This is a genomic window from Shimia sp. FJ5, from assembly GCF_032918335.1.
Classification (GTDB): domain Bacteria; phylum Pseudomonadota; class Alphaproteobacteria; order Rhodobacterales; family Rhodobacteraceae; genus Shimia; species Shimia aestuarii_A.
This window is the reverse complement of sequence record NZ_JAWJUV010000003.1, coordinates 304,096-316,986: the sequence shown is the minus strand read 5'-3', so window position 1 is coordinate 316,986 and position 12,891 is coordinate 304,096. Positions and strand designations below refer to the sequence as shown.

The following is a 12,891-nucleotide window of genomic DNA, read 5'->3' as shown; positions in this document are numbered from 1 at the left end:
GCGGGGTCACCCCTTCAGCAGATCGCGGATCGCCTCTGCTTGATCCCGCACGATCCGTTCACCTTCACTGATCGCCTTATCGGCTCGGAACAGTTCCAACACCGACATATCGTTTAGATCCGCCTCAAGGGCGAGGTTCGGTGGATCAGAGGCGCTTCGGGTCTTTCGGACATATTCCGTCATGATATCAATGGAAGTCGACACCACATCGAGCGAGTTCGGCCCCGGATCGCTATCCGGTTGCAGCATATCGCGCACGCTATCTGGCAGCTTCTCCACCCACCCCGCAGAACCCAATTTGGATAGAAAGCTTTCGCGTGGTTCCCAAAGGTTGCCGAACTTTGCGTTGGGATTTACAGCAAGGGTCACGTCCGCCTCAAGTGCACGACAGGCAGAGCTTGGGACCGGATTGACCAGCCCTCCATCCAACAGCCATTTCCCATCAACCTTGTGAGGGCTGAACAAACCGGGGATCGAGATGGTCGCCCGAATGGCGTCAAAAAGCGATCCGCGTTGGATCCAGATCTCCCGCCCCGTCGCCATATCCGTTGCGACGACGATAAACGGCTTGCCGAGGTCTTCGATCCGTTCCGGCAGATCGAGATCCTTGAGCATCTCGCGCACTGTCCCACCGCGCAAAAGACCGCCATGTTCAAACCGCAGGTCGACGTAGTTGAGCATTCCGCGTTGTGTCAGGGCGCGCGCCCAATCTTCCAGGCGAGACAGACGGCCAGAGGCCCATGCCGCGCCCACAAGCGCGCCCATAGAGCATCCAGCGACCACGTCCGGAGCAACGCCGATCGCATCAAGCTCTTTGAGCACACCGATATGGCACCACCCTCGCGCACCACCAGAGCCAAGAGCGATCCCGAGCCGGCTCATTCCGCGGCAACCCGTTTGGCCGCTAGCATCGGTTTCAGGTAGCGCCCAGTATGACTGCGTTCGACGTCGGCCACATCCTCGGGCGTGCCGCAAGCCACGATCTCGCCCCCGCCATCGCCGCCCTCGGGGCCAATGTCGATGATCCAATCCGCCGTCTTGATCACATCGAGGTTGTGTTCGATCACGACGACCGTATTGCCCTGCTCAACCAACTCATGCAAAACCTCGAGAAGTTTTCGCACGTCTTCGAAATGCAGGCCCGTGGTCGGTTCATCTAGGATATAGAGGGTACGCCCTGTGGACCGCTTTGCCAGTTCCTTGGAAAGCTTGACCCGCTGTGCCTCACCACCAGAGAGCGTCGTCGCCTGCTGGCCGACTTTGATGTAGCCAAGGCCAACCCGCGCCAGCGCATCCATCTTGTCCCGGATCGAGGGCACCGCCTTGAAGAAGTCCTGCGCATCTTCCACCGTCATATCGAGGACATCCGCAATGCTTTTGCCCTTGAATTTGATCTCCAGTGTCTCGCGGTTGTAGCGCGCACCGTTGCAGGTTTCGCAGGTGACATAGACATCAGGCAAGAAATGCATCTCGATCTTGATGACCCCGTCCCCCTGACAGGCTTCACAACGCCCACCTTTGACGTTGAAACTAAACCGTCCCGGCTTGTAGCCCCGCGTCTTGGCCTCTGGTAGCCCCGCGAACCAATCTCGGATCGGAGTAAACGCCCCGGTATAGGTCGCCGGGTTGGAACGCGGTGTGCGGCCAATCGGGCGTTGGTCGATGTCGATGACCTTGTCGAGATGCTCGAGTCCCTTGATCGTCTCACAAGGAGCAGGCGTTTGGCGCGCCCCGTTGAGACGCATTGAGGCCGTCTTGAACAGGGTTTCAATGGTGAGGGTTGACTTACCCCCTCCAGACACACCCGTCACGCACACGAATTTCCCAAGTGGGAAATCCGCTGTGGCAGATTTGAGGTTGTTCCCGGTCGCCTTGACGACAGTGACTTTCTTGCCGTTCCCATCCCGGCGCTCTGTCGGTACGGTGATCTCGCGTTCGCCTGAAAGATACTGACCGGTCAGCGAGGCCGGATCCTCGGCGATCTCTTTCGGCGTGCCTTTAGAGACGACGCGACCACCATGCACACCAGCGCCGGGGCCGATATCGAACACATAGTCGGCCTCGCGGATCGCTTCTTCGTCGTGTTCGACAACGATGACAGTATTGCCCTGATCCCGTAGGTTCTTGAGTGTCCCAAGAAGCCGATCATTGTCACGTTGGTGAAGCCCGATCGACGGTTCGTCGAGCACGTAGAGCACCCCGGTCAAACCAGACCCGATCTGCGACGCGAGCCGTATTCGCTGGCTCTCACCACCGCTTAGCGTTCCACTTGAACGTGATAATGTAAGGTATTCCAAACCAACGTTATTTAGGAATCCAAGCCGTTCTTTGATCTCCTTGACGATGGCGCGTGCGATCTCTTTTTTCTGAGCCGTCAGATGGTTTGGCGCGTCTTCGATCCAACGATAGGCTTCGCGGATCGACATCTCGACGACCTTGCCGATATGCAGACCTGCGATGCGCACCGCCAAGGCCTCTTCCCGAAGGCGATATCCGCCGCAGGTGCCACAGGGTCGGTTGTTCTGGTAGCGTTCAAACTCTTCGCGGATCCAGTTGGAATCCGTCTCGCGATAGCGACGCTCCATGTTCGGAATGACGCCCTCGAAGACGCGCGTCACCTGGTAGACCCGGCCCCCTTCATCATATCGGAAGGGGATTTCTTCCTCGCCGGAACCATACAGAAAAACCTGTTGCACATGTTTCGGCAGTTTTTTCCAAGGGGTGTTCTTGTCAAATTCGTAATGGCGCGCGATCGCCTCGATGGTCTGCAAGAAGTACGGCGATTTCCCCTTCCGCCATGGCGCGAGCGCTCCATCATAAAGACGCAGCGTCGCATCTGGCACCACAAGACGCTCGTCAAAAAACAGCTCTTTGCCAAGCCCATCGCAATCGGGACAGGCCCCGAACGGCGCGTTGAACGAGAAAAGGCGCGGCTCGATCTCTGGGATCGTGAAACCGCTCACCGGACACGCGAAATTCTCGGAAAACGTGATCCGCTCTGGGTCGCCTTCCTTCGGTGCCGTCTCCAGAACCGCAATGCCGTCGGCAAGATCAAGCGCCGTGCGCAGGCTGTCGGCAAGACGGGTTTCCATCCCTTCGCGCACCACAATACGATCCACCACGACGTCAATGTCATGACGAAACTTCTTGTCGAGTGTTGGCGGTTCATCCAGATCGTAGAATGTTCCATCGACCTTCACGCGTTGAAAGCCTTGTTTGCGCAGCTCTAGAAATTCTTTGCGGTACTCGCCTTTGCGGTCACGAATGATTGGCGCAAGAAGGTAACCGCGTGTCCCCTCTTCGAAAGACATAATCCGGTCGACCATATCCTGCACCTGTTGCGCTTCGATGGGCAGGCCCGTCACCGGGCTATAGGGCGTCCCGACGCGCGCAAAAAGCAGACGCAAGTAGTCGTAGATCTCGGTCACCGTGCCAACGGTTGAGCGCGGGTTCTTGGAGGTCGTCTTCTGTTCGATCGAGATTGCCGGGGATAGCCCGCTAATATGATCGACATCCGGCTTTTCCATCATGTCGAGGAACTGTCGCGCATAGGCAGAGAGAGATTCGACGTAGCGCCTCTGCCCCTCAGCATAGATCGTATCGAAGGCGAGAGACGATTTTCCGGAACCGGACAGGCCAGTTATCACCACAAGCTGATCACGTGGAATGTCCACATCGACGTCTTTGAGATTGTGTTCGCGCGCGCCGCGCACTTCGATATTCTTCAGCTCGGCCATGATAATCCTCGCGGTGACTGCCCAAGAAATAGGTCAGATCAGCAGAGTCGCCAACCCAAAAACATGAACAAAGCATGAACTTTATCATTTTGGCCGTTTCTTGAATTGTATTCACAATTTCGAATGTTATTTCTGAGGCAATGGAAACACCGGCGCGGACCGGACAGCGAAGAGGTTCACCATGTTCTTTCTCAGGCAAAAGCCCAAAGCCGGAATGAGTGCACAGGAGGCCGTCCAAGGCGCCAAGGCCGGGGCGATCACCGTGATTGATGTGCGCGACGGAATGGAGCTTGCGAACTCCGGTATTGCCGAAGGGGCACTCCACATGCCCTTGATGCGACTGCGCGATATGGCCGATCCGCGCCACCCTGACTATCACCCAGCCCTCAAGACCACTGGCAAGATCGCTGTCTATTGCGCCTCTGGCGCGCGGTCACATTCTGCCGCATCCGTGTTGCGCCAACTTGGCTATGAAGACGTACACAACATCGGTGGTTTGTCGCATTGGGTGCAGGCTGGCGGCAAGGTCATCCGCACCTAGAGCTGCGCACCCGCCCTATGTGCGGCGCGCTATAGCCCAAGCACAGATCGGCATTTCCGGATCGTTTTCAAGCGTGTCCCGACCCTCATCATACATCGGAGGCCACGGCAGTTCGAGATTGCGCGCTGCGGCGGGACGGTTTCCCCATTGCTCGGCTTGAATCTCGTCCTCCGCGAATCCGCTTTCAATCAACAGGTTCTTGAGGCCGCGCGCAGACCAACGCGAATTGTCCAAAGGTGCCGCATGAAACGGAATGTGGAAAGGCACCGCGACCCAGAAATGCCCCCCTTTCCGAAGCATCCTGCGCACGTTCTTCGTCGCCGCGTAGGGGCGATCAAGATGTTCCCAGACCTGGTTGGCGATGATGAGGTCAAATTTGCGCGGCTTTCCGTCCGGACGTGGGAACGGACCCGCGCAAATGTCAAACTCGGGGTAGATGAAGCGTTCGTAGGAGCGAAATCCAAACTGTTCGCCCCATCGCCCCGAGATTTCCGCTGCATCTAGCCGCTCAGGATCAAGCGCACGGATCATGCGGCGGCTCGATTTGGCCATAACGATCCGATTGAGGCTTGGCACTTCGGGCTCCCGGCTGGATCGGTGGGGACGGGCCATAGGCGCGCCCCTCTCCGATTGCTTACATATGGATCACGCGCCCATATGCATCGAGCACGCTTTCATGCATCATTTCAGAAAGCGTCGGGTGCGGGAAGACCGTTTCCATCAACTCCGCTTCGGTTGTCTCGAGGGTGCGGCCCACGACATAGCCCTGGATCATCTCGGTGACTTCCGCACCGACCATATGCGCCCCGAGCAGCTCTCCTGTCTTGGCATCGAACACTGTCTTTACCATGCCCTCTGCCTCGCCAAGTGCGATGGCCTTGCCGTTGCCGATGAACGGGAAACGCCCGACCTTGACCTCATACCCAAGCTCTTTGGCCTTTGCTTCACTATAGCCGACAGAGGCGACTTGCGGGTGACAATAGGTGCAACCCGCGATGCTTTCGGGTTTGACGGGATGAGGCTTCTGACCGGCGATCAATTCTGCGATCATCACGCCCTCGTGGCTCGCCTTGTGGGCAAGCCAAGGCGCGCCGGCGAGATCTCCGATCGCGTAGACGCCTTCGACATCTGTGCGGCAATAGGCATCTGTGACGACATGGGTACGATCCACCTTGACGCCGATCTCTTCAAGGCCAAGACCCTCGACGTTGCCGACGATACCAACCGCCGAAATGACCGTATCAAAGTCGTGTTTCTCGACCTTGCCACCAGCTTCGATATGAGCCGTGACTTTGCCTTTGCCGCGGTCAAGTTGCTTGACCATGGATTTCTCGCGAATGGTCATGCCTTGCTTTTGAAACTGTTTCTTCGCGAATGCGCTGATCTCTGCGTCTTCTACAGGCAAGACACGATCCATCACCTCAACCACCGTGGTATCGGCGCCAAGTGTATTGAAGAAGCTTGCGAACTCGATTCCGATCGCGCCAGAGCCAATCACGAGGAGCTTCTTGGGCATACGTTTGGGCTGAAGTGCGTGTTTGTAGGTCCATACGAGATCGCCATCCGCCTCAAGCCCCGGCAACTCGCGCGCGCGGGCGCCTGTCGCAAGCACGATATGCTTGGATGTCAGCTCTTCGTTGCCCTTCACTGTCTTGACGGTCACTTTGCCTTTGGCGGGAAGGCTCGCTTCGCCCATGACCACCGTGATCTTGTTCTTCTTCATCAGGTGGCCGATGCCAGAGCTCAGCTGCTTGGCAACACCACGCGAGCGTTTCACGACCGCATCAAGATCGTAAGACAGGTTATCTGCGCTGAGGCCAAACTCCTTCGCGCGATGCATCAGGTGATACACTTCTGCAGAGCGCAGAAGCGCCTTGGTCGGGATACACCCCCAGTTGAGGCAGATGCCCCCCATATGTTCGCGCTCGACAATCGCGACGTTGAGGCCCAGCTGTGCGCCCCGGATCGCCGCCACATAGCCGCCCGGCCCTGCGCCGATCACGATCATATCGAAAGATTTGGCCATGACGCCCTCCGTGATTCAATTTAGTTCAGCATTAAACTATTTCTCCCGACGCTTCAAACGTCATTTCATTCAATACCAAAAACCCGCGCGAATTTATCGCACGGGTTCAGAAATTCTCATGATCTGGCGTGTTTCAGCCGACCTGCTGTAGCTCTTGCACGGTCTGGCCATAGCCTCCATTGGCAACATAGGCCTTTTCCGGCTCGGTCGAGGCGCGCGACAAGGCTTCGTTGCGATAGGGGAAACGCCCGAACTGACGAATGACTTCGCGATGCGCCTTGGCATGAAGCATATTGGAGGTGCCGGATTCCGGCATCCGCTCTTTCATCAGGCGCACGCAGCGCTCTTGATCACAGAGGTTTTCGGAATGCATCAGCGGCAGATAGAAGAACTGCCGCGCGGGCTCTGCAATTTTGAGATCATATCCATGATGAATTGCGCCCTTGGCCGCCGCGAGAGCAATGCGGTCCGACGAGAAGGCCTTGGAACTGCCACGGAACATGTTCCTTGGAAACTGGTCGTTGAGGACGACATAGGCGAGCGCGCCGCTCGGGTATGTCAGCCACTGTGCAAAGCTACCTTCCTGCGCAGCTGTCCACGTATCTTGAAATCCTTCTCGGATCTGTTCGTCCAGATCTTCTGAGACTTTGTACCACCCGTCTGGCCCGACGTCGTCCAGCCAGAACTTCAATATCTCTTCCGGGCTCGCCATTGCCCTTATCTCCTCACCATACGCCACCCACCTGTGACATAAAAACGTTACACATGATTACTGTCGAAAAAACAGTAACAAATTACAACAGCGACGACACATTATGACGCAGCCTCGGCCTCCTCTTCTTCGAGGGCGGTTTCAATGGCGAATTCCTGCGCAACCTCAACAGCCACTGGCGAAGAAGTAGGCAAAACCGGCGCGTAGGTTGCCGTTTCATCAACAGTTGACCGGCGCGTCATCCGGTACGCGGCGTAGCCCCCAAGGCCAATCATGAGTACGGCAATCAGCAGAAAGAAGCCGGAGGCGCCATAGGTCGACATGATCCAGCCCGTCACGACCGGACCGGCGATGGCACCGATGCCGTTGACGAACACCATGCCGCCAGAGGCCGCAGCCATGTCATCAAGTTCGAGGAAATCGTTCGTGTGCGCGATCAGAAGTGAATAGAGCGGATTGGACAGCCCCCCAATAAGAGCAGCCGCGACAAGAAGCAGGACAAAGTTCTCACCCGCGATCATCCCGAGCACCGCGCCAAGCCCACCGATGAGCGCCGCCGCCATGATAAGCACCCGGCGATCCATGCGGTCTGAAAGCCAGCCGAGCGGATATTGTAGGAACGTCGCTCCGACATAGAAGGCCGCGACAAAGATCGAAATCTGCGCAACGCTGAGCCCGATCTGAGCACCGAAAACCGCCGACATACCGAACTGCGCCGAGAATACGCTGCCAAGAAGGAACATGCCGACAACGCCAAGCGGCGATGTTTCCAGGAGGCTGCGCAGGTTCATCGGTTTCGTTGTGTCAAAGGCTGGTGTTGGTGAAATGCTCAGGAGAATGGGTGCAAACGAAATCGAAACAAGCACCGAGGGAATGACGAAGAGGACAAAACCCGAAGGATCGGCCGTCACAAGAAGAGCCTGCGCAACGATAATGCCGATCATCTGAACGATCACATAGAGCGACAGCGCTTGCCCGCGCGTCTCATTCGTGGCGGCGTTATTGAGCCAACTTTCGGCGGTCACATACACGCCCGAGAAACAGAACCCGATAATGATCCGCCCAATCGCCCAAACCCAAGGGTTTGCAAAGGTCGGATAGAGAATCAGGACGGCAGAGATGAACGACGCCAGCGCTGCAAAGACCCGCACATGGCCGACCCGCCGGATCATCTCGGGCGCCATACGCGAGCCACCGAGAAAGCCGAGGAAGTAGGAGGACATGACAATCGACATCTCAAAGGTCGAGAAGCCTTCAATCTCGCCGCGAATACCAAGCAACGTGGATTGCAGGCCGTTCCCGACCATCAAGAGCATCATACCGAGCAATAGCGCCCAGGCGTTGGACAGGAACTGAAACATTCACCCCTCCTGAAGGTTTTTCTCCGCACTACCGTGCGTGACGTATGCCGGGCCTCATATGAACGACAAAACCCGGTCCATGTGCGTCACGTCTGTGACGGTATCAACAAAGACGCATCGCCATATGAAAAAAACCGGTACTCATTCACGATCGCGTGTGAATAGATCGCCTTGATCCGATCTTCTCCCATGAGTGCTGACACAAGCATCATCAATGTCGATTTCGGTAGGTGGAAGTTTGTCATCAGCGCATCCGCAACATGAAACACGAAACCCGGATAGATGAAGATATCGGTTTCCCCCTGCCACGGCGCAATCGCGCCGCTTTCGCGCGCCGCGCTCTCGATCAGGCGCAGGGCGGTGGTGCCGACGGGGATCACGCGCCCGCCTGCGGCCTTTGTGGCTGCGATCTCTGCGGCAGCGGTGTCGCTCACATGGCCCCACTCGGCATGCATCTTGTGCTTGGTCACGTCCTCGACCTTGACCGGAAGAAACGTCCCCGCTCCGACATGCAGGGTCACGAAGGTAAACGTGACACCCATCTCACGCAGACGTTCGAGAAGCGGCGCATCGAAATGAAGGGAAGCCGTCGGCGCGGCCACGGCGCCTTTGTGTCGGGCGAAGACGGTTTGGTAATCGTCCTTGTCGCGTTCGTCCGCTGCACGTTTGGCCGCAATGTACGGGGGCAATGGCATCATGCCCGCCTCGGCCAATGCTGCATCGAAATCTTCCCCGACAAGGTTGAAGCTCAGGATGCCCTGCCCTTCTTCCTTGGCAAGGAGCGTCGCACTCAGCCGCTCGGAGAAAACGATATCTTCGCCTTCGCGCACCTTCTTCAAGGGCTTAAGGAGCGCCGTCCAAGCGCCATCACCACGCGGCTCAAGCAAGGTCACATCAATGCGCGCCTCTGTGGGACCGTCCGGCCCCTGTCGTAGGCGGCGCCCAAAGAGGCGAGCGGGGATAACCTTGGTGTCGTTCAGGACGAGCCGATCCCCGGGACGGAGCCATTTGGTCAGGTCCGTCACCACCGCATCGGTGATCTTATCGCCATCAGCCACGAGAAGCCGCGCGGAACTGCGCGGGTCTGCTGGGCGCGTGGCAATCAATCGATCAGGAAGATCGAAGTCGAAATCGGACAGGTTCATTTAGGCTACTCTTCAAGATTCGGGGCCGGGCGGCGGAAAATCTCGCGTAAGAACCCGGGCGTCAAGGCCGAGAGCGGATTGACCGAGACGCGCATGTTGTCCGGCGTGCCGCGCAAGTTGTAGTTGAAGGCGATCAATCCTTCGCCCTTCTTGGCAACGATCCGGCCGATAGCGTTCACCACGTAGAGCGGCGATAAAGCCCCCTGAAAATCCATCTGACGCGAGGCAAGATCATAGACACCATCAAGCGAAATCCCCATGGCAGGGCCGACCGCACTACTCTCGCCCACGATGATCTGGTCCGGCGTGACGCGGAACTCTGCGGTGACATCGGAAAAGCTGATACCGGGCCCGTTCAATTGGTCGAGCAAGCCGACAATGCTCAACGCGTTAAAGACCTCCGCCATCACCGGTGCGTTCTGGATGCGAATATCTTCGATCTTGACGTAGCCATTGAATACTCCGGGGCCTTGCGTCGGTGTCAGCGCCATTTGCAGCGTGCCGGCATCAGAGGCATCCGAAAATCCAAGTGATTTGATAATCCTACCAGCCTGACGCGAGCGCAGATCAATCCGGGTCCGACCGTTGAGCGGCGAAAGCGTTCCATCGACGGCCGCCTCGCCGTTGAGCAACCCTGAGAAGGCTCCGCGCAGCGTCGACCCTCCCGTGGTTTCAACCGCTACATTTCTAAGGTGGATCGTGTCCGACACATCAACACGGTCAAGACGTCCAGAGATCGGGCCCATCGGGCGCCCCGACGACGCGCCACCAGAAGGTAGGCCCCGAATATCGACGCGCCCCCCAGAGACGCGTATCGCGGCCGGAACATCTTCGCCACGGCCCTGCAAACGTCCCTGCCCATCAAGCCAAGCCCCGACCTGGAAGGTGGTAAAGTCAGCGGCATCAAGCGTCCCATCCGGTTTCAGTGTGACGCTGCCTTCCGCGTTGAGATTGCCGCCGGAAAGCGCGATTTTCTCTAGAGAAGGCGGGGTCGAAAGCACCATGTCAACGGCAAGATCGCCATTGGCAGTGGCGCTCTTTTGAATGCCAAGTGGCGCAAAAGCCAAAGACATACCATCGAGATCCGACGTCAGGCGCATCTGCGGCGGTTCGCCCTTATCGAAATCGATCCGAAACGCCGCCTTGGCAGTGCCGTCCACTGTGCCTTGTGGAAGGCTTATGCGAAATTCATCCATGGCCACAGGACCGATGTCTGCGGTCCCCTGCAAGGTGCTGCGCCCGTTCGCGCTTGGGCCAAGGGCTGTCTCCCAAATGGCCTCGAACGGCACCGCGCCAAGCTGACCGGAGCCATCGATCGTCAAAGACCTGTTTGTTGCCTCCCAAGTCGCGCGGCCCTTGATCGTCTTCTCCTTAACGAAGTGATCGCTCGTGAAGGCTGGCATGGTGCCCGCAAGGTCAAAGGTCACAAGTTCTTTGGGCAGTTTCTTTTTCAGTAGTAGTTCGATCGTCCCCGAAGCCGTCATATCGCCTTGCGCGAGGGTCACGGGCAAATTGGCCTTGTCCATGGCCGATAGAGGCGGCCGGTTGAGAAGAGAAAGCGCCGCCGGGATCGGTCCGCTGGCCTTGAGATCGACACGCGCGGGTGCAGGTTTTTGCCGCGTATCGAGAATGGTGAACCCCGTCCCTGTTGCGTCAATCGCGCCCCCTTCGTCCGCCGTCACATAGCCTTTTTCTGCCGCAACGCGGAACGTATTGTCGGAAAAGCTCGCATAGCCCGCCGCACCTTGCATATCCGGCAGGCTCTTCACGAAACGCATGTCGAGGTCACGAAACTGAAAATCTGCGCGCACTTTTGGGCGATCGTTCTCTTGCGAGCGTAGCGCGACCCGTGCGGAATGTAGGTCTAACTTGTGGATGTTCTCATCAATCCAAATGCGCAGCTTCGGTAGGAACGCCTCGGGCCAAAGACCAAGAACACGGCGATGATCGAGCGTGTTTGCCTGAGCGTCGATCGCATACTGCCAGTTATCGGGCGTGGTACGCACGTCACCGCTCAGGGATAAGACCTGATCTCCTTCGATCAACACTGCTTGGCCGAGTTGTATCTCGAAAGGAGACAGATCAAGGTGGAAATCGGCAAATGCCTGATCGAGTGCGACCGGTATCGTCTCGCGGTCGTTTGGATTGACTTCGAGCTGATCGAGGCGCAACTGCACCACCATTTCACCGGGAAGCCCCAGTTCCATATCCTGCAGAAGCGCCTTGCCATTCGCAGTCAGCCGCACCCACGGAGCTTGCACGGAGAGTTCATCAAGCAAGAGCGTGTCACCGGTCGGCTCAAAGGTCAGATAGGTATGCGCAGATTCGAAAGGGATCGGACTGACGGTATCGGTTGGTTGCACTGCGCCTGCGCCGATCTGAAGTGCGGCGCTGGTGGCGCCAAGCGCGCCGGTCTCGTCAATCGAGCTGCGCAGTGAGCCGGAAATCGGCGCACGCAGGATATCGAGCCAAGCCAGTGCCGGGGATTGCGAGGCGATGTCCTCAGCGGAAATGTCCTCGAATGTGACGCCAAAACGTGACGCATCAGAGCCATAGGAGGTTTCGTATTTTACTTCCAACGTGGTGACGTAGTCCCGCGCACCAAGCGCCACGAGACTCGCGGAAAGATCGATCCCGGCCTCGTCACGACTTAGGCGCGCTTGCCCACCGTCAATCGTCCACCCTTTTCCGGCGCGCACATCTTCATAGCGCAGGGTCACGGCGGTCAGGCTGGCCTCGGCCAGACGCGCAAGCCAGGGTTTGGCAAGCCCCTCTTTGAGTTCTCGTGACAGGCTTGCAAGTGTGGTCTTGCGGTCCACCGGGTCAACCGTTTGAGCGTCAGTGCCAAGTGCCACGCTGATCGACCCGTCCGAAAGCCGGCGCATATTGAGGAACAGCCCACTGACATGTAGCGCGCTCGGGGCAAGGCGGCCCTCCTTCAACGCTTCAAGTGAAAGGGTGCTATCAATCTCGGCGATCTCAACGACGGCCCCTGTCTCGGGATCTTGCAACAACACCGCAGAGGCGCGGATACGCGGGCGCCAGTCCTCTTCAAGCACGATGGAGATCTGGCCAATCTCGACATCCAGCTCGGGTACTTCGCGCGCCACCACCTCGACCACCTGCTCCGCCGCCCAGTCGGGTAGCGTCAAGCTCCGCTCGAGCAACAGAATAAGCCCAAGCGCAATGACAACCGCCGAAAGCGATAGACTCAGGAGCATCCACAGACCGACGCGCCGACGACGCGGGGGTCTCGGGTCTTCGGAGTCCGGGATTTCATCCGTGTTGCTCAGGGCCGCCTCGTTTGGTTTTCTGGTTGGGCTTGCTCGTTGGATGGCACTATATACCTTACACTAGAGACACCCAAGG

At 57.9% G+C, this 12,891-nt stretch carries 9 protein-coding genes; 1 reads left to right on the top strand and 8 read right to left on the bottom strand.

All coding sequences use genetic code 11. The features are described 5' to 3' along the window. Positions 1 to 6: 6 nt before the first annotated feature. The gene (locus R1W01_RS12235) at positions 7 to 882 is read right to left on the bottom strand and encodes a patatin-like phospholipase family protein (RefSeq protein WP_297756982.1); all 876 of its coding nucleotides are present in this window, start codon (positions 880 to 882) and stop codon (positions 7 to 9) included. After that, positions 879 to 3,737, bottom strand: a complete 2,859-nt coding sequence (gene uvrA / locus R1W01_RS12230) for an excinuclease ABC subunit UvrA (protein WP_297756980.1) — start codon at positions 3,735 to 3,737, stop codon at positions 879 to 881. The genes R1W01_RS12235 and uvrA overlap by 4 nt, the downstream gene beginning before the upstream one ends. A gap of 181 nt (positions 3,738 to 3,918) precedes the next feature. Between uvrA and R1W01_RS12225 the strand changes: the two genes are divergently transcribed. Next, positions 3,919 to 4,278: a rhodanese-like domain-containing protein gene (locus R1W01_RS12225; RefSeq protein WP_243613042.1), complete on the top strand. Its 360-nt coding sequence runs from the start codon at positions 3,919 to 3,921 to the stop codon at positions 4,276 to 4,278. 15 nt (positions 4,279 to 4,293) lie between these two features. Here R1W01_RS12225 and R1W01_RS12220 read toward each other — a convergent pair whose 3' ends face one another. The 6 genes from R1W01_RS12220 to R1W01_RS12195 all read right to left on the bottom strand — a co-directional run bounded on the left by R1W01_RS12220 (position 4,294) and on the right by R1W01_RS12195 (position 12,743). Further along, on the bottom strand, positions 4,294 to 4,890 hold the full coding sequence (locus R1W01_RS12220) for a class I SAM-dependent methyltransferase (protein ID WP_297756975.1): 597 nt from the start codon (positions 4,888 to 4,890) through the stop codon (positions 4,294 to 4,296). Between the two features lie 22 nt (positions 4,891 to 4,912). After that, positions 4,913 to 6,304 (bottom strand): dihydrolipoyl dehydrogenase, encoded by a 1,392-nt coding sequence (gene lpdA / locus R1W01_RS12215; RefSeq protein WP_297756972.1) that lies wholly within the window; start codon positions 6,302 to 6,304, stop codon positions 4,913 to 4,915. Positions 6,305 to 6,437: 133 nt separating this feature from the next. Beyond that, positions 6,438 to 7,016: a DUF924 family protein gene (locus tag R1W01_RS12210; RefSeq protein WP_243613045.1), complete on the bottom strand. Its 579-nt coding sequence runs from the start codon at positions 7,014 to 7,016 to the stop codon at positions 6,438 to 6,440. Between the two features lie 101 nt (positions 7,017 to 7,117). Then, positions 7,118 to 8,377 (bottom strand): MFS transporter, encoded by a 1,260-nt coding sequence (locus R1W01_RS12205; RefSeq protein ID WP_243613046.1) that lies wholly within the window; start codon positions 8,375 to 8,377, stop codon positions 7,118 to 7,120. An 86-nt stretch (positions 8,378 to 8,463) separates the two neighbouring features. Beyond that, the gene (gene queA, locus R1W01_RS12200) at positions 8,464 to 9,522 is read right to left on the bottom strand and encodes a tRNA preQ1(34) S-adenosylmethionine ribosyltransferase-isomerase QueA (RefSeq protein ID WP_297756969.1); all 1,059 of its coding nucleotides are present in this window, start codon (positions 9,520 to 9,522) and stop codon (positions 8,464 to 8,466) included. A 5-nt stretch (positions 9,523 to 9,527) separates the two neighbouring features. Further along, positions 9,528 to 12,743: an AsmA-like C-terminal region-containing protein gene (locus R1W01_RS12195; RefSeq protein WP_297756967.1), complete on the bottom strand. Its 3,216-nt coding sequence runs from the start codon at positions 12,741 to 12,743 to the stop codon at positions 9,528 to 9,530. Positions 12,744 to 12,891: the final 148 nt, after the last annotated feature.

Excerpts from the sequence above, each read along its gene's own strand:
- R1W01_RS12225 (WP_243613042.1), top strand. The coding sequence starts at position 3,919 with ATGTTCTTTCTCAGGCAAAAGCCCAAAGCCGGAATGAGTGCACAGGAG.
- R1W01_RS12205 (WP_243613046.1), bottom strand. The coding sequence starts at position 8,377 with ATGTTTCAGTTCCTGTCCAACGCCTGGGCGCTATTGCTCGGTATGATG.
- R1W01_RS12235 (WP_297756982.1), bottom strand. The coding sequence starts at position 882 with ATGAGCCGGCTCGGGATCGCTCTTGGCTCTGGTGGTGCGCGAGGGTGG.
- R1W01_RS12220 (WP_297756975.1), bottom strand. The coding sequence starts at position 4,890 with ATGGCCCGTCCCCACCGATCCAGCCGGGAGCCCGAAGTGCCAAGCCTC.
- queA (WP_297756969.1), bottom strand. The coding sequence starts at position 9,522 with ATGAACCTGTCCGATTTCGACTTCGATCTTCCTGATCGATTGATTGCC.
- uvrA (WP_297756980.1), bottom strand. The coding sequence starts at position 3,737 with ATGGCCGAGCTGAAGAATATCGAAGTGCGCGGCGCGCGCGAACACAAT.
- R1W01_RS12195 (WP_297756967.1), bottom strand. The coding sequence starts at position 12,743 with ATGCTCCTGAGTCTATCGCTTTCGGCGGTTGTCATTGCGCTTGGGCTT.
- R1W01_RS12210 (WP_243613045.1), bottom strand. The coding sequence starts at position 7,016 with ATGGCGAGCCCGGAAGAGATATTGAAGTTCTGGCTGGACGACGTCGGG.
- lpdA (WP_297756972.1), bottom strand. The coding sequence starts at position 6,304 with ATGGCCAAATCTTTCGATATGATCGTGATCGGCGCAGGGCCGGGCGGC.